A 19479-nucleotide genomic window follows, 5' to 3' on the forward strand; every position below is an offset into this window, starting at 1 on the left:
TTGTGCGCGCCTGATACGTGCAGAGGGGGTCAGTGCAGGCGTGTGGCCGGCACCGGGGTCAGATCCCTTTGCGCGGGCTCTGACCCCAGCGACCCACAGCGGGTCAGAGCCCTTCGCGAAGCGAAGGGATCCGACTCTCCCGCATCCACGCATGGCGTGGATCTACCGTGTCGACCAAGGTCGACACCTACCAGCAGCACCGATGAACTGTCGAAGGCGGGGTGGGTCAGGCCGGCAGCGGCGGCAGCAACCCCGCACCGAGGCGGTTCCAGGCATTGATCACCGCGATGCCCATGCTCAGGTCACTGATGCCCTTCTCATCGAAGTGCGGCGCCAATGCATCGAACGCCGCCTGCGACGGCGCGCCGTCGGTCAGCCGGGTCAGTGCCTCGGCCCAGCCCAGCGCCGCGCGCTCGCGTTCGTCGAAGAAGCGGCTCTCGTGCCATGCCGGCAGCGTGTCCAGCTTGCGCGGCTCGATGCCGCCCTTGCGCAGCGCCGTGCCGTGCATGTCCATGCAGTAGCCGCAGCCGTTGAGCTGCGACACGCGCAGGAACACCAGTTCCATCAGGGTCGGATCGATCGAGCTGTCATGCACCGCCTGGCTGATGGCCAGCAGGCCCTTGAAGGCCTCGGCGGCCAGGCGGGTGTAGGGGACGCGGGGAGAAGTGTGATTGGACATCGGGGGCTCCACGGCGGCCACGATGGCCGCCTTTCACTACCAGGACGCCGTAGCGTCGCCGCGCGTGACAACCCCCGGCAGCTTTTCCGGATTCAACACGCTGTACACGTTGGCGATGCGGCCATCGACCACCTCGATGGTGGTGACCGAGTGCAAGCGATCACCGACAAAGCGCAGGATCGCCGGCTCGCCGTTGACGTAGCCCAACTGCGCCGGATGCACCGCGCCGCGGCGGGCAATGGCCCAGAACAGGCGACCGATGCGCTCGGCGCCCAGCAGCGGGCGCACCGCTGCGGTGACCACACCGCCGCCGTCGGACACCAGCAACGCGTTGGTGTGCAACAGGGCCTGGATCGCCTCGCTGTCGCCGCGCTGCGAGGCATCCATGAAGCGCGCCAGCAGCTGCCGGTGCTGGCTGGCATCGGCGTTGAAGCGCGGCCGTCCGGCCTGCAGGCGCTGCCGGGCACGGTGCACCAGCTGCCGGCAGTTGGCCTCGCTGTGGCCGATCAGCTCGGCGATCTCGCGGTAGTCGTGGTCGAAGGCCTCCTTCAGCAGGAAGGCGGCGCGTTCCTCGGGGCCGAGCTGTTCAAGCAGGGTCAGGAAGGCGACCGAAACGTCGTCGGCCAGCGCATGCAGCTGGGCCGGGCCGGGCGCCGGGTCGGGCTCCAGGGTGACCGCCAGCGGCTCGGCCAGCCATGGGCCGACGTAGTGCACGCGCTCGCGCTTGGCCGCGCGCAGCCGGTCCAGGCCGAGCCGGGTGGTGGTGGTGACCAGCCAGGCTTCGGGGTCGCGGACGGCCGCCGGGTCGGCGCCGGACCAGCGCAGCCAGGCATCCTGGACCACGTCTTCGGCGTCGGCGCGGCTGCCAAGCAGGCGGTAGGCCAGGGCCATCAGGCGCGGGCGGTGGGTCTGGAAAGCGGTTTCGGCGTTCATGTGGGCAAGGACGCCGCAGTGGCGCGTGGCGTGACAGAGCGTCGGGGGGATCTTGCCGGCCAGCGGCCGGCACTACCACCCCGGGGCCGGGGGAGGGGGTAAAATGGGCGGATTACCCCCGCCAGCCTCGAGCAAGCGAGCAAGACGTGACATCGATCAAGCAGGAAGACCTCATCCAGTCCATCGCCGACGCGCTGCAGTACATCTCGTACTACCACCCGGTCGACTACATCAAGAACCTCGCCGCCGCCTACGAGCGCGAGGAGTCGCCGGCCGCGAAGGAAGCGATGGCCCAGATCCTGATCAATTCGCGGATGTGCGCCGAAGGCCACCGTCCGATCTGCCAGGACACCGGCATCGTCACCGTGTTCCTGGAAATCGGCATGGACGTGCGCTGGGACGACGCCACCATGGGCGTGGAAGACATGGCCAATGAAGGCGTGCGCCGTGCCTACATGCACCCGGACAACAAGCTGCGCGCTTCGGTGCTGGCTGATCCGGCCGGCAAGCGCATCAACACCAAGGACAACACCCCGGGCGTGGTCAACGTCAAGGTGGTGCCGGGCAACAAGGTCGACGTGATCGTCGCCGCCAAGGGCGGTGGTTCGGAAGCGAAGACCAAGTTCGCCATGCTCAACCCGTCCGACTCGATCGTCGACTGGGTGCTGAAGACCGTGCCGACCATGGGCGCCGGCTGGTGCCCGCCGGGCATGCTCGGCATCGGCATCGGTGGCACCGCCGAGAAGGCGATGCTGCTGGCCAAGGAAGCGCTGATGGAGCCGATCGACATCACCGAGCTGCAGGCCCGTGGTGCGTCCAACCGCATCGAAGAGCTGCGCCTGGAGCTGTACGAGAAGGTCAACGCGCTGGGCATCGGTGCGCAGGGCCTGGGTGGCCTGACCACCGTGCTCGACATCAAGATCAACGACTACCCGACCCACGCGGCCAACCTGCCGGTGGCGATGATCCCGAACTGCGCGGCCACCCGCCATGCGCACTTCACCCTCGATGGCAGCGGCCCGGTGATGCTGGATCCGCCGTCGCTGGAAGACTGGCCGAAGCTGACCTACGACGCGTCCAAGGGCACCCGCGTGGACCTGGACACGATCACGCCGGAAGACGTGGCCAGCTGGAAGCCGGGCCAGACCCTGCTGCTCAACGGCAAGCTGCTGACCGGCCGCGATGCCGCGCACAAGCGCATGGTCGACATGCTCAACAAGGGCGAGCAACTGCCGGTCGATCTGAAGGGCCGCTTCATCTACTACGTCGGCCCGGTAGATCCGGTGCGCGACGAAGTGGTGGGCCCGGCCGGCCCGACCACCGCCACCCGCATGGACAAGTTCACCGAGCAGGTGCTGGCACAGACCGGCCTGCTGGGCATGGTCGGCAAGGCCGAGCGCGGCCCGGCCGCGATCGAGGCGATCAAGAAGCACAAGTCGGCCTACCTGATGGCCGTCGGTGGCTCGGCCTACCTGGTGTCCAAGGCGATCAAGGCCGCCAAGGTGGTTGGTTTCGCTGACCTGGGCATGGAGGCGATCTACGAGTTCACCGTGCAGGACATGCCGGTGACCGTGGCAGTCGACTCCACCGGTGAATCGGTGCACAAGACCGGCCCGCGCGAATGGCAGGCCCGCATCGGCAAGATTCCGGTGGTGGTGGAGTAACTCCCCGCACGCTCCGGTCCAGACAACGGCGCCCGTGTGGCGCCGTTGTTGTATCCGGGGGGAGGATTAACGCGCCTGTAGCCCTTGCTCTGCTACGGTCGGCACACCCTCGCACAGGATGTGTCCATGGCCCTGCATCGATTCATCGTGGTAGGCATGCTGCTGGCGCTGGCCGGCTGCAACACCCCAGCGTCGTACGAAGGCGCGGATTTCCCTGCATCGGCGCAGTGCCGCGTGCAGTGCCAGGCCGGCTATCGCAGCTGCATGGCGCAGAATGACTCTCTCGGCAGCCGCCAGAGCAATTGCGAGCAGCGGATGGTGCCGGCGCCGGACAAGCGCTGCAAGGACGTGGACAACCCGGACCTGCGCCGTGCCTGCGAACTGAAGACGCATGACTGTACGATGCGCGCGCCGATGATGTCCTGTGGCGAACGCCGGGATTCCTGCATGAGCAGCTGCGGCTGAGCAACGATCGTGCGCGCGGGCGCATAATCGGCTGATCCACCTGTACAGGATCTTCTGCATGAGCACCACGCTGTATGGTTCGACCAGTACCGCCGCGCTGGTGGTGCACTGGCTGCTGATCGAGCTGGGCATCGAGCATGAACTGGTGCTGCTGGATTTCGACGCGCGCGAGCACAAGTCGGCGCAGTACCTGGCGCTGAATCCGGCCGGTGTGGTGCCGACACTGCTGATCGATGGCCTGGTACTGACCGAAGCGGCGGCCATTGCGTTGTACCTGGCTGATCGCCATCCGGACGCCAACCTGCTGCCCGCGCTGGGCACGCCGCAGCGCGCCGATGCCTACCGCTGGATGTTCTGGTGTGCCAATACGCTGCAGCCGGCCTATCGAGCCTGGTTCTATCCACACGAAATGGCGGGCGAGGCGAATATCGAGGCCAGCCGCGGCATGGCACGGCAGCGCCTGGAAGCGGCCTGGCAGCATGTGGCCGCGCACCTGCATGCACATGGCCCCTACCTGCTGGGCGCCACGCCCTGCGTGGTCGACTACATGCTGGTGATGCTGATGCGCTGGTCGCGCAACATGCCCAGGCCCACCGACACCTGGCCGGTACTGAAGGCGCACGCCACGTCGATGAAGGCGCGCCCGGCGTTCGCCGAGGTGTACCGCCGCGAAGGCATCACCGACTGGCTGTAAGCCAGCCGGGGGGGAGGGCATCCGGGTAGAAGAGGGCGCTGGGGTAGAGTCGACTGTCAGTCGACTATCGCACGCAGTGCGGGCTTTTCCGCGGATGCATATGAAGGGTGAGGAGGGAGTCGACTAACAGTCGACTCTACCAACACGCTCCGCTACGCGGCGGCGGTGCGGGTTACAGGATCTCCAGCACTGTTTCCGGTGGACGGCACAGGCGTGTGCCCTTGTCCGTGCGCACCACGGGGCGGTTGATCAGTCGCGGGTGTTCGGCCATCGCGGCCAGCAGCGTGGCCTCGTCCGCACCTTCCAGGCCCAGTTCGGCGAACTGCGCCTCCTTGCTGCGCACCAGATCACGTGCGCTCAATCCTGATTCGGCCAGCACCTGGCGCAGTGTAGCCACATCGGGTGGATTGCCGAGATACTCGATCACCGCTGGATCAAAGCCGGCATCACGTATCAGCTTCAATGCGCCGCGCGAGTTGCTGCAGGCCGGGTTGTGCCAGATCGTCACGGGCATCAGAACCACTCCAGCAGCGACACGCCCACGCCCACGTAGGTGGCCTTGTGGTTGTAGTCGATCAGGCTTTCGCCGTAACCGTCGAACACCTGCACATGCCCGCGCAGCAGGTTGCTGATCGGGAAACCGTAATCCAGCTGCAGGGCACCGTGCGAGCGGCTGCCGGTGCGCAGCGAATGGCGCGCCATCAGCGAGACTTCGTGGCCGTTGCGGTTCCAGGTCAGGGTCGCATCACCGCGGCCCATGTAATCCTCGATGTCCGGGTTGTTGTCGTCGCTGCGGGTCTCGGGAATGCGGTACCAGGGGCGCAGTACCAGCGCCCAGTTCTCGCGGTCCAGGCCGATGTTGAGCATCACCCGGTTCCAGCTGCGCGAAAGCGGGTCGGCGCGGCCGTTGGATTGGTGGTTCAGCGCGATGCCGGTCATGCGCCCGCGCCAGCCACCGATCGAGTAGCCGTTGCGGAACACCATCATCACTTCCGGCTCGTAATTGGTTTCGCGGAACGGGCGTGAATCCTCGCCGTTGTAGGCCTGCCAGCGCGAGCTCTGGGTGTAGCCGGCCCAGATGTCGCCGTTGTCGCCGAACAGGTTCTCGGCGATCTTGGTCTTGAAACTGATCTGGAACTTCAGCTCGGCACTGTCCAGCACCTGCGGCGTGGTGACCGTGTTGGCCGGGTTCGGCGAATGCGGCGTGGTGTTGCGATCGCTGGTCCAGAATGCCGGCAGCAGGTACACCGGCTTGTAGGCGCGCAGCTGGAACGGGCCCAGCTTGGAGTCCTCGGCCAGTTCCCAGCGGCTGTCCAGCAGCGAACCGCGGCCAGCATTGGCCAGTGCGCTGTCAGGGGCTGCTGGACGGAACAGATCGCTGACCCGCTCGCGCAGCTTCTCTTCGCCCTGGCTCACGCGTGCAGTCTGGCGTTCTTCGCGACGGGCCTGCGCGGCCGCCTCGGCCGCAGCGTCGGCCTCGGCAGTGGCCTGCGGGGTACGGCCGAACTGGCGGTCATAACAGGCCAGGCGGGCAGCATCGGTGGTAATCGCCGCGCACGCGGCCGGCGAGGCTTCGGCGCTGGGCGCGAACTCCTGCGCGGCCAGCGGCGCACTGGCCAGGGCCAGCGCCAGCGGCGCGAGACGGGGAAGCAGCGGAGACAGGGTCATTACAGCAGGCCCTTAGGTGAATACGGGAATCGCACAGTGTGGCGGCTGCACCGGTTCACGGCCAGCCCCCACGGTTTATGCACGGGCACCGCGTGCGCGCGGCGTGAAGGCAGTGCGGGTTACAGGAACCAGGCGAAGGCGAACAGGCCGAGCATCGCGATCACCACGGCCAGTTTCAGCGCCAGGCCGAGCAGGATACCGAGCCAGGTGGCCAGGCCTACCTTGGTCGAGCGCCCCAGTTCGCGGGTGTGCCAGTACTCGCCGGCCAGGGCGCCGATCAGGGGGCCTGCAAAGAGGCCGATCGGCATGAAGAACAGGCCGACGATGCTGCCGACGAACGTACCCCACAGCGCCTTGCGGCTGGCACCGACCCGCTGCGCACCCACCACCGTGGCCAGCACGTCCACCAGCAGCGAGAGGACGGTCAGTACGCCCAGCGCGACCAGGGTCGGCCAGCCGACGTGGGTGAAGCCGTCCGCCCAAGCCGCCAGCAGCAGTCCGATGAACACCAGCGGGATGCCGGGCAGGGCTGGCAGGATGATTCCGGCGATGCCGACAAGGACAAAAATGACCGCTAGCAGATATAAGATGAATGAGAGTCCCATGCTGTCCCGTATGGTCGCCGTTTTGGGGTTGACAGTGAAAGATTTTGCCAGTTGCTTTTTCGTTTTGGGCGGGTTAAGTTGCAGTCGCTGAGCTTGGCAAGGTCACCGTGGATCGTGGCCTGATGAAGCAAGATCTTCCCGATCCGCTGCATCGATGCACCTCGCTTCCCCCTTGCTTGTCAGCCGCCCACCAGGCGTTTCCAACAACAAGAGAGAGTCACCAGGGAGTTAGTGAGATGTCTGATCGCGAGACCGGTACCGTCAAGTGGTTCAACGATGCAAAGGGCTTCGGCTTCATCAGCCGTGAAAACGGCGAAGACGTGTTCGTGCACTTCCGTGCCATCCAGACCCAGGGCTTCAAGAGCCTGAAGGAAGGCCAGAAGGTCACCTTCACCGTCGTGCAGGGCCAGAAGGGCCTGCAGGCCGACGCCGTGCAGCCGACCTGATCGCGCTGCAAGCCGTCACATGAAAAAGGCCCGCGCAAGCGGGCCTTTTTCTTTGCCGCCGGCCCGGCGCAGGTCAGCGCAGGATGACCTTGCCGTTGACCACGCGCACGTAGGTGTTTTCGCGGATGCCGCCGAGGTCGCGCTGGTTGACCACGATGGTGCGGCCATCGTCCATGCGCACGCTGATGTCGTAGGTATCGCTGGTGACGTTCTTCTGGATCTGGTTGCCGGCCAGCGCGCCACCGACCGCACCTGCGGCCGCAGCGATGTTCTTGTTGCCACGGCTGCCACCGGTGTGATCGGAGATCTCATGGCCGGCCACGGCACCGACGATGCCGCCGAGGATGGCGCCGGTCGCGCTGGGCGCGGTGCGGCCCGACGGCACGGTGTTGATGCGGGTGACGATGCCACAGTCAGCGCAACGGCCCTGGTTGTAACCGCCGTTGTTGCCGTAGCCACCATTGTTGTAGCCGTTGTTGTAACCACCGCCACCGTAGCCGGGCGAGGTGGCACAGCCAGCCAGGGCGAGGGTAGCGATGGCGCTGGCGGCAATGAGCTGGATCTTCATGGAGCGTCTCCTGGCCGTGAAGGCGGGTGTGTTGGGTGGTACTGCGTCATGCAGCAGGGTGGACGAATCCTCTCCTTTCGAACGTGAACAAGGTGCCAACCAGGCGTGCCTTGCCCGGCTACAGGATGAATGCGCGTCAGCGGAAGTCCTGGTGGCAGGCACGGCAGTCGGCCTGCACGGTTTCCACGACCTTGGCCAGGGCGGTGCAGTCACTGGGCGGAGCCGCCAATGCGGCGTTGAGGTTGCCGCGCAGCTGGCTGGCGTGCTGCTGGAACCGGCCGTTGTCCTTCAGCCCGGGAAAGGCCAGGTCGAGGTCGTTGGACAGAAGGCGCAGGGCCTGCAGCCGCGGCACGCTGTCGGCCAGGCTGCAGCGGTTCTGCTGCTGGGCCTGCTGCAGCAGCTGCGCTTGCCGCTGCATCACCTGCATCAGGCTGTCCGGGAACGGGTCGCGGCGGGCCTGCAGGGCGCGGCCGACCATGACCGTGGCGACCAGGCCGATCAGCAGGCCCAGGCACAGCACGAACAGGTACCGCTGGGCAGTGGACGGGCGGCGGGGCGGGCTGGCGTTCATGGCGGGCTCTCCTGGCGTGCAACGGTGGGTTCGATGCCGGCGCGCTGTAGGCGCTGGCGCCTGCACGTTAAAATAGCCGCATGAACGAACAGGTCAAACAACGCTTCGCCGGCATCGAACGGCTGTATGGCGTAGGTGCGCTCGAGCGCCTGCAGGGCAGCCGCGTGGCGGTGGTGGGCATGGGCGGGGTCGGCTCGTGGGTGGTGGAAGCGCTGGCGCGTTCGGCGGTCGGCCACCTGACCCTGATCGACGCCGATGACATCTGCGTGTCCAACACCAACCGGCAGCTGCCGGCGATGGAAGGCAACTACGGCCGCAACAAGGCCGAGGCGATGGGCGAGCGTTGCCGTGCGATCAACCCGGACATCGAGGTCGATGCCGTGCAGGCATTCCTGACCGTGTCGAACATGGCCGAGTTGCTGGACCATGGCTTCGACCTGGTGATCGATGCCTGCGACAGCTTCCGGGTGAAGGTCGAGACGATCGCCTGGTGCCGCCGCCGCAAGCTGCCGCTGCTGACCGTGGGGGCTGCCGGTGGTCGCACCGATCCGACCCTGGTGCGCATCCGCGATGTCTCGCGCACCGAGCACGACGCCATGCTGGCGCTGATCCGCAAGAAGCTGCGCAGCGAGTTCAATTTCCCGAAGAATGCCAAGCGCTATTTTGGCGTACCGGCGGTGTACTCGCTGGAAAACGTGAAGTATCCGCAGGCCGATGGCAGCGTCTGCGGCATCCGCCCGAACCTCGGTGCGGATGCTGCATTGAAACTGGACTGTGGCGCAGGCCTCGGTGCGGCAACCCACATCACCGGTGCCTTCGCCTTCGCGGCGGTCGGCAAGGCGCTTGAAATGCTGCTGGAGCCGAAGAAGGTGAAGGCCGAAGTGGTCGAGTCCAGCGAGGTGTGATGGATCGTGCCGGCCAGCGGCCGGCACCTGCCCGTTACATTGCCGGCAGCGCGAACAGGCGCCGCGCATTCTCCGTCGTGGCCCGGGCCACCGCGTCCAGCTCCATCCCGCGCAGTGCAGCCACGTGGCGGGCGATGACTGCCAGTCGCGCTGGTTCGTTGCGCTGGCCGCGGATGCCGGCGTCAGGCTGGTCGGGCGCGTCGGTCTCCAGCAGCAGCTGTTCCAGCGGCATCCCGCGCACCAGGCGCTGCAGCCGTTGCGCGCGACCGTAGGTCAGCGGACCACCGAGACCGAGCAGGAAGCCTTGCCGGTGCAGTTGCGCGGCCTGTTCCGGGCTGCCGGAAAAGCTGTGCACCACGCCGCGCAGGCCGCCGACGCGACGGATCGCGGCAATGACCGCATCCACCGCGCGTCGCGCATGCACGATCACCGGCAGCTCGAACTCGCGGGCCAGTTGCAGCTGGCCGATGAAGTACGCCTGTTGCGCCTCTGCATCCAGTCCCTCGACGAAGAAGTCCAGCCCGCATTCGCCGATCGCGCACGGGCGTTCGCGAACGATCCATTCGCGCAGCAGCGGCAGATGGTCGGGCCGGTGCTCGGCCAGGAACATCGGATGCAGGCCGTAGGCCGGGTACAGCCCCGGTGCCTGCCGGCAGACCTCGCGCAGCTTCGGCCAGCTGGCGGCCGTGACGGCCGGTACCACCTGCTCGCGCACGCCCGCAGCGCCCGCGCGCTCGATCACCGCCGTGCGGTCAGCATCGAATTCACTGGCATCCAGATGGCAGTGGCTGTCGACCAGCGGGATCAACGCTGTTCCAGCGGCGGCGGGGCCGGGACCGTATTGCGGCTCTTCCAGTTGGCCAGCAGCAGGGTGCCGAAGCCCAGTACCAGCTCGTCGACGAACGGAATCGGGTCGGGAATGAACAGGGTCAGCACGAACAGGCCGGCGGTCAGCTTGAACAGGGTGGGGTAGCGCAGCCGGCGGGCCCATTGCAGTACCGGCAGCAGCATCGGGTTGGCCATGGCGTGGATCCTCGTGGGGAATATGCAAACGCTACCACGGGCCCAGCATTTCCCGATGCTGAATGGGTTACAGGAATGAGCAGGAAATGTGGAGATTCCGTTCAGGCAGTGCATGCTGCAATCTGGGCCGAGAACGTTGCGGATGGTCCGCAAGGAGCAGGTCATGAAAAGCACAACTACAACTGTCCTGGTCGCAGCGGGCGCGCTGCTGGTCGGTGGCATCGCCACCGCCGCCTTCATGAAGAGTGGCGACAAGTCGCCTGATTCCATCAGCGCCGGAACCCCCAACGGTGAATCGCGGCTGGTTGACGGCAATGCCGTTGACGATGGCGCGCGTGGTGACAAGCTCGACCCGTCTGCACCGCGCGGGCTGGAATACGCCGACGTGCTGAAGGTCGACCCGATCACCGAGAAGCAGAAGGCCTACGCCACCGTGATCGGCACCGATCCCGTGCGCGAGACCTCCACCACCCAGACCCCGCACGAGGTCTGCCAGGACGTGACCGTGCAGGAGCGCCTGCCGGAGCGTGACGGCAACGTCGGCGGCACCGTGGTCGGCGCGGTGGTCGGCGGCCTGCTCGGCAACCAGGTCGGCGGTGGCAACGGCAAGAAGGCCGCGACCGCAGCCGGTGCCGTGGCCGGTGGCTTCATCGGCAACCAGATCGACAAGCGCCATGTGGGTGGCCGCGTGGTCAACCGCACCGAGCGCCAGTGCCACACCGAGACCGCCACCTCCGAGTCGAGCCGTGTTACCGGCTACAACGTGACCTACCGCAACGAGGACGGCACCACCGGCACCATGCGCATGGCCAGCAAGCCGGGCAACCGCATCGCCATGGGCACCAATGACGTGGTGAAGGGCTACAACGTGACCTACCGCTACGACGGCGCCGAGAAGACCGTGCGCATGGACAACAAGCCGGCCAGTGATCGCCTGCCGGTGGTCGATGGCCAGCTGGTCACGCAGACCGCTGCTGCCGGCGCCACTGCGGCCACGCGCCAGTAATCCAGAATACGTGCTGTACCCGACGGGCCGGCGCATGCCGGCCCGTTTCGTTGTGAGCGCGGGCATTCATCCGTGTGGAGGCGGAATCCACCATCATGGTGGCCCCTTCGACATGGAGTCGGCATGAGCATCTTCGACCTGCGCCTGGAAACCGAGCGCCTGATCCTGCGTCCGCTGCTGCGCGAGGACTACGAACCCTATCTGGCGTTCTGCGCCGACGAGGAAACGATGCGCACGCTCGGTGGCGTGCAGCCGCCTTCGGTAGCCTGGCGCGGCTTCTGCAGCCTGGCTGGCGCCTGGCAGCTGTTCGGCTTCTCGATGTTCAGCGTGATCGAAAAATCCAGCGGGGACTGGATCGGGCGGATGGGCCCCTGGCAACCGCAGGACTGGCCGGGTACCGAGGTCGGCTGGGGCATCCGCCGCGCGAGCTGGGGCCGGGGCTATGCGCCGGAAGCGGCGGTCGCGGCGATCGACTGGGCCTTCGACACGCTGGGTTGGCACGAGGTGATCCATACCATCGCCGAGAACAACGACAACTCGCGGGCGGTCGCGCGCAAGCTGGGCAGCACGTTGCTGCGGATGGGCGAACTGCCGCCGCCGTACAACGACAAACCGATGCAGATCTGGGGCCAGTCGCGCGAACAGTGGCGGCAGCGTGCACGCTGAACGTGGCCCGGTAGTGCCGGCCGCTGGCCGGCAATCGCTTGGATCCAGCTGCATGGAGGATGCCGGCCAGCGGCCGGCACTACCGGGGTGCCATGCTGCATCCGCGCTTGGCATTCCCTGGCGCACTTGCCAGACTGCACGCAGCCGGCCGCCGGCCGGATCCGATGGAGCAGGCAATGGTGGAAGAGCGCGTCCCGCTGACGGTGCATGGCATGTCGGTCTCGGGCAATTGCCACAAGGTCCGGCTGCTGCTTGAGCAGCTCGGCAGCCGTTACCGCTGGGTGGAAGTGGACAGTGCCCATGGCCAGACCCACACGCCCGAATTCCTGGCGCTCAACCCGAATGCCAAGGTGCCGCTGATCGTCCGCGACGACGGCCGCGTGCTGACCGAATCCAACGCGATCCTGTTCTGGCTGGCCGAAGGCACGCCCTACCTGCCCAGCGATGGCTGGGAGCGTGCGCAGGCGTTGAGCTGGATGTTCTTCGAGCAGTACACGCACGAGCCGTGCGTGGCGGTAGCGCGCTTCATCCGGGGCTGGACGGCGCCCGACTCGCCACGCCGTGCCGAACTGCCACGCCTGCACGAGCGTGCCGCCACCGCGTTGGCGGTGATGGAGCAGCACCTGCGCGAAGCGCAGTGGTTCACCGGCAGCGGATACGGCATTGCCGATATCGCCCTGTTTGCCTATACCGATGTGGCGGGCGAGGGCGGCATCAGCCTGGAGCCGTTCCCGGAAGTTCGCGCCTGGCTGCAGCGCGTGCGTGCGCAGCCGCGCTTCCTGCCGATGCCGGCGGTGACCGCCGAGGTGCGCTCGCGCTTCGAGGCGGCTTGATGCCCACAGGGTAGCGCCCGGTATTGCCGGGCGGAACGCAACAACGACACGGAGGGTGTTCGATGTTCGCTGTGGTTCCGGATCCGATTCCCGCACGCATGCGGGGGCTCAACCGCGCCGAGGTGTGCGACGTCAATTTCCTTGAGGCGGTGCGCGGGTGGCGCGGGACGCCGCGCCCGCGACCCGCGGCAGATGCTCCGATCCTGCCGGGCAGTACGCTCACCGCTGCCGCCTTCGATGAACTGTTCGACTCGCAGCTGGCCAGCCGCCAGCTGGACCTGATGGCGCGCGTGCTGCGCGTGCAGAACAAGGTCTTCTACACCATCGGTTCGTCCGGCCATGAAGGCAACGCGCTGCTGGCGCGGGCCTGCCGGCACACCGATCCTGCCTTCCTGCACTATCGTTCCGGCGCCTTCATGGCCGAGCGTTCGCGGCAGGTGCCGGGCATCGACCCGCTGCGCGATGCGGCACTGTCCTTCGCCGCCAGCGCGGATGATCCGGCCAGCGGTGGCCGCCACAAGGTGTGGGGCAGCAAGCCATTGTGGGTGCTGCCGCAGACCTCGACGATTGCGTCGCACCTGCCCAAGGCGCTGGGTACCGCGCTGGCCATCGAGAGTGGCAAGCGGCTGGGGCAGGCGCTGCCCATTCCCACCGACAGCATCGTGCTGTGCTCGTTCGGCGATGCGTCGGCCAACCACGCCACCGCGCAGACCGCCTTCAATACCGCGATGTGGTCGGCCTACCAGAAACTACCGGCGCCGATCCTGTTCGTCTGCGAGGACAACGGCCTGGGCATCTCGGTGAAGACCCCCGATGGCTGGATCGCCGAGCGCTTCAGCCACCAGCCGGGGCTGGATTATTTCTTTGCCGATGGCCTCGACCTGGCCACCGGGCACGCCCAGGTGCAGGCGGCGGTGGAACACTGCCGGCGCACGCGGCGGCCGACCTTCCTGCATCTGCGCACCACGCGCCTGATGGGCCATGCCGGCACCGACTTTGAAGTGGAATGGCGCGCGCTGCCGGAACTGTGCGCGGCCGAGGCGCAGGATCCGCTGCTGCGCTCGGCGCAGATCGCGCTGGAATCAGGCTGGATGGATGCGGCCGCCATCGAAGTGGCCTACGAAACGATGCGCGCGCGTTGCATGGCCGCTGCCGCCGATGCCGAAGGCAGTGCGAAGCTGCAGTCGCTGCGGGAGGTGATGGCGCCGCTGGCACCGTACACCCCTGCAGCGGTGCAGGCCGAAGCGCAGCGCGAGGTCGCTGCCGAAGCACGCGAGGCACTCTATGGCGGTGCCGAGGCATTGCCGGAACGACAGGCGCCGCGGCATCTCGCAATCCAGATCAATCATGGTCTGCAGGAGCTGCTGGCCAAGTATCCGCAGAGCCTGCTGTTCGGCGAGGACGTGGCGCAGAAGGGCGGTGTCTACACCGTCACCAAGGATCTGCTGCGCCGCTTCGGGCCGCGCCGGGTCTTCAACACCCTGCTGGACGAGACCATGATCCTGGGCATGGCGCAGGGCCTGGCCAACATGGGCATGCTGCCGATCCCGGAGATCCAGTACCTGGCCTATCTGCACAACGCCATCGACCAGCTGCGTGGCGAAGCCTGTTCGCTGCAGTTCTTCTCCAACGACCAGTACCGCAACCCGATGCTGGTGCGGGTGGCCGGGCTGGGCTACCAGAAGGGTTTCGGCGGCCATTTCCACAACGACAACTCGGTCACCGCCCTGCGCGACATCCCCGGGCTGGTGGTCGGCTGCCCATCGCGCGGCGACGACGCGGTGATGATGCTGCGCACGCTGGCGGCGCTGGCCCGGGTGGATGGGCGCGTGGCGGTGTTCCTGGAGCCGATCGCGCTGTACATGAGCAAGGACCTGCATGAGCCGGGCGATGGCCAGTGGCTGTTCGACTACCCGGCCCAGGGCCGGGCACTGGTGCCGGGCGAAGGCCGTGTTTACGGGCCGGAGGCTGGCGACCTGGTGGTCTACACCTACGGCAATGGCGTGCCGATGGCGCTGCGCGCAGCGCGGGCCATCGAACAGCAACTGGGCTGGCAGGTACGGGTGGTCGACCTGCGCTGGCTGGTGCCGCTGGATGCCGGCTTCATCGCCAGCCAGGCCGCCAGCGCACGGCGCGTGCTGGTGCTGGACGAGGGCCGCCACAGTGGAGGGGTGGGCGAGGGTGTGGTCACCGCACTGGTCGAGGCCGGTTTCGGCCACCTGCCGCTGCGCCGGGTCTGCGGCGCCGATACCTATACCCCGCTGGCAGGGGCAGCAATGTTCGGGCTTCCAAGCGACAATGCGGTGATTGGCGCCGCCCTTGAACTGGCGCAGGAACCTTGATGCATGTGTGGATTGGCGGGAATGTTGTTGCCGGCGCCGGTGGCGTCGGCCGAGGTGCTGCAGGCGCAGGTCCTGGCCATGGGCGAGGCGCTGCACCACCGCGGGCCGGATGATGGCGGCAGCTGGGTCGATGCCGGGGCAGGCATCGCGCTGGCGCACCGTCGGCTGAGCATTCTCGATCTGTCGCCGCTGGGCCACCAGCCGATGGCCTCGTCCGATGGCCGCTACGTGATGGCCTACAACGGCGAGGTCTACAACTTCGCCGCCCTGCGTGCCGAACTGGAGCCGCTGGGGCATGCTTTCCGTGGCCATTCCGACACCGAAGTGCTGCTCGCGGCGATCCTGCAGTGGGGCATGGAAGAAACCCTGCAGCGTTGCAACGGCATGTTCGCCATCGCGCTGTGGGACCGCCAGGCGCAGTGCCTGTGGCTGGCACGCGACCGCGTTGGCAAGAAGCCGCTGTACTACGGCTGGGCCGGTGACACCCTGGTGTTCGGTTCCGAACTGAAAGCGCTGTGGCAGCACCCGGCGTTCGACAACGACATCGACCGCGACGCGCTGACCCTGTTGCTGCGGTTGGATTACATTCCGGCCCCGCACAGCATCCACCAGCGCTGCTACAAGCTGATGCCCGGCCGCATGCTGCGCCTGGACGCCGAAGCCGTAGCGGCGGGTGCATCGGCGCATCGCCCGGAGCAGGCGCAGCGCCCGTACTGGGATGCGCGTGCACGCATGCAGGCGGCACTGGCTGCGCCGTTCCAGGGCCGCATCGAGGAAGCAGAGGAGCAGCTGGACGGGCTGCTGCGCGACGCGGTGGCGCTGCGCATGGTGGCCGACGTGCCGGTGGGCGTGTTCCTGTCCGGCGGTACCGATTCGTCGCTGGTGGCGGCGCTGATGCAGGCGCAGAGCGGGCAGCCGGTGCACAGCTTCAGCATCGGCTTCACCGATTCGGGCCACGACGAGGCACCGCTGGCCAGGGAACTGGCCACGCATCTGGGCTGCGACCACACCGAGCTCTACGTCAGCGGCGCGGATGCACTGGCAGTCGTGCCGCAGCTGCCGGCAATGTTCGACGAACCCTTTGCCGATGCCTCGCAGGTGCCAACCGCGCTGGTCGCCCGGCTGGCGCGGCAGGGCGTGACCGTGGCGTTGTCTGGCGACGGCGGTGATGAGCTGTTCTTCGGCTATACCCGCTACGTGCGCGCGCTGCGCAACTGGCAGATGCTGGGCCGCGTGCCGGGCCCGCTGCGACGCTGGATGGGCGCGCGCGCGCAGCACCAGGGCGAGGCCTCGCGGACCGGCGGACTGGCCGCGCTGTTGGCCGAGTCCGGCGCGCGAGGCATTGGCGACGTGTACCGCAACCGCATCTCGCGCTGGCGCGACCCCGCCGCGGCAGTGCCCGGCGCACAGGCCGCCGGCAGCTTCTACGACCTGGCCGATCCGCTGCACGGTGCCGGCACGCCGGCCGACGCGATGATGCTGGCCGATTACGTGACCTACCTGCCGGATGACCTGCTCTGCAAGGTCGACCGCACCTCGATGGCGGTCAGCCTGGAGGCACGCGCGCCGCTGCTGGACTGGCGCGTGGCCGAGTTCGCCTGGTCGCTGCCGCTGGGCTTCAAGCGCAGCGAAACCACCAGCAAGGTGCTGCTCAAGCGCGTGCTTGGCCGCTACGTGCCGCAGTCAATGGTGCACCGGCCCAAGCGCGGGTTCGGCGCGCCGGTCAGCGACTGGCTGAAGGGCGACCTGCGGCCGTGGGCCGAGGATCTGTTGCAGCCGGCGCGCCTGGAGCGCGAAGGCGTGCTGTCGGCGGCGGCGGTGCAGCCGCTGTGGCAGCAGTTCCTGGGCGGCCAGCGCAAGTGGCATACCCACCTGTGGAACGTGCTGATGTTCCAGGCCTGGCAGGCGCATTGGCGGCAGGTGCGGGCCCGCGTGACCGGGGGCTGATCTTCACCGGACGGCACGGGCCCGGCGTCTAGGCTGGGCCTCCCGCACCGTGAGGAGTATGTCCCTATGTCCGTCCCCACCATCGCCGTGTTCGTCGGCAGCCTGCGCAAGGATTCCTGCAACCGCAAGCTGGCCCATGCGCTGGAGAAGATCGCTGGCGACCGCGCGCGCTTCCAGTACGTGCAGATTGGTGATCTACCGCTGTACGACCAGGATTTCGATGGCCAGTACCCGCCTCAGGGCACCCGGCTGAAGGATCAGGTGCGCGCCGCCGACGCGGTGCTGTTCGTGACCCCCGAATACAACCGGTCGGTGCCGGGCGTGCTGAAGAACGCCATCGACATCGGCTCGCGCCCCTACGGTGACAGTGCGTTTGCCGGCAAGCCGGCGGCGGTGATCGGCGCCTCCATCGGCCAGATCGGCACCGCCGTGGCCCAGCAGCACCTGCGCAACAGCCTGGCCTTCCTGGACATGCACGTGCTCGGCCAGCCCGAGGCGTTCATCCATTTCAAGGACGGCCTGATCGACGCCGACGGCACGATCCACAACGAGGGCACGCAGAAATTCCTGCAGGGCTACGTGGACCGGTTCCTGGCACTGATCGCGGTGCATGTGAAGGGCGACTGAGACCGATGGGGTAGCAGCAGCCAGGCCGCGGGTCGGATCCCGGCGCGCAGCGGCGGGCCCTGGCCCCACGTTCCGCTGAGCACCGGAGCCCTTGCGCTGCACGGAATCCGACCCTGGCCGCCTGATCTGCGATAATGACCCACCCGGGCGCCGCAACGGCGCCCGTCGCAGGCACTGCGACGCCCCCGCGCCAGAGTGGCCAGGCACTGGCGGATATCCCCCGTTTCTCCACGGCTTATCCACAGGCTTGTCCATGGCTGCCGGGGTCGGCGCATGCCTACACTCGTCCGGCCCACTTTTGCAGGAAACACCGCAGCATGTCCGCTCGTTCCGGCTTCCGTTCCAACCGCAGAGAGCGCGGTGATGGCTTTGATCGTGATCGCGATGAATCGCGTATCGACCAGTTGCGCGTTCCGCCGCATTCGGTGGAAGCCGAGCAGGCGGTGCTGGGTGGCCTGATGCTGGCGCCGGAGGCCTACGACCGGGTCAACGACCAGCTGACCGAGGGCGATTTCTACCGCCGCGATCACCAGATGATCTACCGCGCGATCCGTGAGCTGTCCGAGCGCGAGCGGCCGTTCGACGCGGTGACCCTGGGCGAGTGGTTCGAATCACAGGGCAAGCTGGAGCTGGTGGGCGATGGTGCCTACCTGATCGAGCTGGCGAGCACCACGCCGTCGGCGGCCAACATCGTGGCCTATGCCGAGATCGTGCGTGACAAGGCCGTGCTGCGGCAGCTGATCCAGGTCGGCACCGACATCGTCAACGATGGCTTCCAGCCTGAGGGCCGTGACAGCAGTGAGCTGCTGGCCTCTGCGGAGAAGAGCGTGTTCGCCATCGCTGAACAGGGTGCACGCGGCCGTACCGACTTCGTGGCGATGCCTGGCGCGCTGAAGGATGCCTTCGAGGAACTGCGCAACCGCTTCGAGAACGGCGGCAACATCACCGGCCTGCCGACCGGCTACAACGACTTCGATGCGATGACTGCCGGCCTGCAGCCGACCGACCTGATCATCCTCGCCGCGCGCCCGGCCATGGGCAAGACGACTTTTGCACTGAACATCGCCGAGTACGCGGCGATCAAGTCGAAGAAGGGCGTGGCGGTGTTCTCGATGGAAATGTCGGCCTCGCAGCTGGCGATGCGCCTGATCTCCTCCAACGGCCGCATCAACGCGCAGCGCCTGCGTACCGGCCAGCTGGAAGATGAAGACTGGAGCCGCGTCACCAGCGCAATCAAGATGCTGAAGGAAACCAAGATCTTCATCGACGATACGCCGGGCGTGTCGCCGGAAGTGCTGCGTTCCAAGTGCCGCCGGCTCAAGCGCGAGCACGACCTGGGCCTGGTGGTGATCGATTACCTGCAGCTGATGAGCGTGCCGGGCAACAGTGAAAACCGCGCCACCGAAATCTCGGAGATCTCGCGTTCGCTGAAGGGCCTGGCCAAGGAACTGCACGTGCCGGTGATCGCGCTGTCGCAGCTCAACCGCTCGCTGGAAACACGTACCGACAAGCGCCCGGTGATGGCCGACCTTCGCGAATCGGGCGCAATCGAGCAGGACGCGGACATGATCGTGTTCATCTACCGCGACGATTACTACAACAAGGAAAATTCGCCGGACAAGGGCCTGGCCGAGATCATCATCGGCAAGCACCGTGGTGGCCCGACCGGATCGTGCAAGCTGAAGTTCTTCGGTGAGTACACCCGCTTCGACAACCTGGCCCACGACTCGGTCGGCTCATTCGAATAACCGTAGTGCCGGCCGCTGGCCGGCAACCACCCCACGGCTGGCAAACCATTCAGAACGCCAATCTTCCGTACGTGGCGTGTAAATGACAT

At 67.1% G+C, this 19479-nt stretch carries 21 protein-coding genes; 12 read left to right on the forward strand and 9 right to left on the reverse strand.

Annotated features, from left to right (window positions below; all coding sequences use genetic code 11):
• Nucleotides 1-226: 226 nt before the first annotated feature.
• A complete protein-coding gene (locus AC5P9F_RS10895; RefSeq protein ID WP_076739322.1) occupies nucleotides 227-679 on the reverse strand; it encodes a carboxymuconolactone decarboxylase family protein in 453 nt (150 codons plus the stop codon).
• Between the two features lie 36 nt (nucleotides 680-715).
• Entirely contained in the window at nucleotides 716-1612 is an 897-nt protein-coding gene (locus AC5P9F_RS10900; protein WP_099490325.1) for an RNA polymerase sigma-70 factor, read from the reverse strand.
• Nucleotides 1613-1758: 146 nt separating this feature from the next.
• On the opposite strand from AC5P9F_RS10900, the gene AC5P9F_RS10905 reads away from it, so the two are divergent.
• From AC5P9F_RS10905 to AC5P9F_RS10915, 3 genes are all read left to right on the forward strand, one after another.
• Complete coding sequence (locus tag AC5P9F_RS10905) at nucleotides 1759-3276, forward strand: fumarate hydratase (protein ID WP_005410296.1); 1518 nt, start codon at nucleotides 1759-1761, stop codon at nucleotides 3274-3276.
• A 126-nt stretch (nucleotides 3277-3402) separates the two neighbouring features.
• Nucleotides 3403-3741 carry a hypothetical protein gene (locus tag AC5P9F_RS10910; RefSeq protein ID WP_282256424.1) on the forward strand — a complete coding sequence of 113 codons (339 nt, stop codon included), beginning with the start codon at nucleotides 3403-3405 and terminating at the stop codon, nucleotides 3739-3741.
• A 58-nt stretch (nucleotides 3742-3799) separates the two neighbouring features.
• Nucleotides 3800-4435 (forward strand): glutathione S-transferase family protein, encoded by a 636-nt coding sequence (locus AC5P9F_RS10915; RefSeq protein WP_012480793.1) that lies wholly within the window; start codon nucleotides 3800-3802, stop codon nucleotides 4433-4435.
• 172 nt (nucleotides 4436-4607) lie between these two features.
• Here AC5P9F_RS10915 and arsC read toward each other — a convergent pair whose 3' ends face one another.
• The 3 genes from arsC to AC5P9F_RS10930 all read right to left on the reverse strand — a co-directional run bounded on the left by arsC (nucleotide 4608) and on the right by AC5P9F_RS10930 (nucleotide 6708).
• Complete coding sequence (arsC, locus tag AC5P9F_RS10920) at nucleotides 4608-4949, reverse strand: arsenate reductase (glutaredoxin) (RefSeq protein ID WP_062607409.1); 342 nt, start codon at nucleotides 4947-4949, stop codon at nucleotides 4608-4610.
• The gene (locus AC5P9F_RS10925) at nucleotides 4949-6103 is read right to left on the reverse strand and encodes a phospholipase A (RefSeq protein WP_005413953.1); all 1155 of its coding nucleotides are present in this window, start codon (nucleotides 6101-6103) and stop codon (nucleotides 4949-4951) included. The genes arsC and AC5P9F_RS10925 overlap by 1 nt, the downstream gene beginning before the upstream one ends.
• 119 nt (nucleotides 6104-6222) lie before the next feature.
• Nucleotides 6223-6708: a DUF456 domain-containing protein gene (locus AC5P9F_RS10930; protein WP_033835435.1), complete on the reverse strand. Its 486-nt coding sequence runs from the start codon at nucleotides 6706-6708 to the stop codon at nucleotides 6223-6225.
• Between the two features lie 236 nt (nucleotides 6709-6944).
• Between AC5P9F_RS10930 and AC5P9F_RS10935 the strand changes: the two genes are divergently transcribed.
• Nucleotides 6945-7154: a cold-shock protein gene (locus AC5P9F_RS10935; protein ID WP_005410290.1), complete on the forward strand. Its 210-nt coding sequence runs from the start codon at nucleotides 6945-6947 to the stop codon at nucleotides 7152-7154.
• A 73-nt stretch (nucleotides 7155-7227) separates the two neighbouring features.
• Here the strand turns inward: AC5P9F_RS10935 and AC5P9F_RS10940 are convergent, their stop codons facing one another.
• Nucleotides 7228-7722 carry a glycine zipper 2TM domain-containing protein gene (locus AC5P9F_RS10940; RefSeq protein ID WP_005410289.1) on the reverse strand — a complete coding sequence of 165 codons (495 nt, stop codon included), beginning with the start codon at nucleotides 7720-7722 and terminating at the stop codon, nucleotides 7228-7230.
• Nucleotides 7723-7858: 136 nt separating this feature from the next.
• Nucleotides 7859-8293 (reverse strand): hypothetical protein, encoded by a 435-nt coding sequence (locus tag AC5P9F_RS10945; RefSeq protein ID WP_012480790.1) that lies wholly within the window; start codon nucleotides 8291-8293, stop codon nucleotides 7859-7861.
• A gap of 80 nt (nucleotides 8294-8373) precedes the next feature.
• On the opposite strand from AC5P9F_RS10945, the gene AC5P9F_RS10950 reads away from it, so the two are divergent.
• The gene (locus AC5P9F_RS10950; RefSeq protein ID WP_088431281.1) at nucleotides 8374-9198 is read left to right on the forward strand and encodes a tRNA threonylcarbamoyladenosine dehydratase; all 825 of its coding nucleotides are present in this window, start codon (nucleotides 8374-8376) and stop codon (nucleotides 9196-9198) included.
• A gap of 34 nt (nucleotides 9199-9232) precedes the next feature.
• Here AC5P9F_RS10950 and AC5P9F_RS10955 read toward each other — a convergent pair whose 3' ends face one another.
• Together AC5P9F_RS10955 and AC5P9F_RS10960 are read right to left on the reverse strand one after the other, a co-directional pair.
• Nucleotides 9233-10006, reverse strand: coding sequence for a TatD family hydrolase (locus AC5P9F_RS10955; protein ID WP_005410286.1), 774 nt, complete (start codon nucleotides 10004-10006; stop codon nucleotides 9233-9235).
• Nucleotides 10003-10221: a DUF6116 family protein gene (locus tag AC5P9F_RS10960; RefSeq protein WP_005410285.1), complete on the reverse strand. Its 219-nt coding sequence runs from the start codon at nucleotides 10219-10221 to the stop codon at nucleotides 10003-10005. Before AC5P9F_RS10960 ends, AC5P9F_RS10955 begins: the two co-directional genes overlap by 4 nt.
• Nucleotides 10222-10384: 163 nt before the next feature.
• Between AC5P9F_RS10960 and AC5P9F_RS10965 the strand changes: the two genes are divergently transcribed.
• The 7 genes from AC5P9F_RS10965 to AC5P9F_RS10995 all read left to right on the forward strand — a co-directional run bounded on the left by AC5P9F_RS10965 (nucleotide 10385) and on the right by AC5P9F_RS10995 (nucleotide 19390).
• The gene (locus AC5P9F_RS10965) at nucleotides 10385-11227 is read left to right on the forward strand and encodes a glycine zipper 2TM domain-containing protein (protein WP_005410284.1); all 843 of its coding nucleotides are present in this window, start codon (nucleotides 10385-10387) and stop codon (nucleotides 11225-11227) included.
• A gap of 123 nt (nucleotides 11228-11350) precedes the next feature.
• On the forward strand, nucleotides 11351-11893 hold the full coding sequence (locus AC5P9F_RS10970) for a GNAT family N-acetyltransferase (RefSeq protein WP_005410283.1): 543 nt from the start codon (nucleotides 11351-11353) through the stop codon (nucleotides 11891-11893).
• Between the two features lie 176 nt (nucleotides 11894-12069).
• Nucleotides 12070-12726, forward strand: coding sequence for a glutathione S-transferase family protein (locus AC5P9F_RS10975; RefSeq protein WP_005410282.1), 657 nt, complete (start codon nucleotides 12070-12072; stop codon nucleotides 12724-12726).
• A 62-nt stretch (nucleotides 12727-12788) separates the two neighbouring features.
• On the forward strand, nucleotides 12789-15068 hold the full coding sequence (locus tag AC5P9F_RS10980) for a transketolase C-terminal domain-containing protein (RefSeq protein WP_012480788.1): 2280 nt from the start codon (nucleotides 12789-12791) through the stop codon (nucleotides 15066-15068).
• Nucleotides 15069-15071: 3 nt separating this feature from the next.
• Nucleotides 15072-17015, forward strand: coding sequence for an asparagine synthase (glutamine-hydrolyzing) (gene asnB / locus AC5P9F_RS10985; RefSeq protein WP_024956651.1), 1944 nt, complete (start codon nucleotides 15072-15074; stop codon nucleotides 17013-17015).
• 66 nt (nucleotides 17016-17081) lie between these two features.
• On the forward strand, nucleotides 17082-17642 hold the full coding sequence (locus AC5P9F_RS10990) for an NADPH-dependent FMN reductase (RefSeq protein WP_005410279.1): 561 nt from the start codon (nucleotides 17082-17084) through the stop codon (nucleotides 17640-17642).
• A gap of 317 nt (nucleotides 17643-17959) precedes the next feature.
• A complete protein-coding gene (locus AC5P9F_RS10995) occupies nucleotides 17960-19390 on the forward strand; it encodes a replicative DNA helicase (protein WP_005410278.1) in 1431 nt (476 codons plus the stop codon).
• Nucleotides 19391-19479: the final 89 nt, after the last annotated feature.

The organism is Stenotrophomonas sp. YJH_SMC_4 (genome assembly GCF_059371575.1).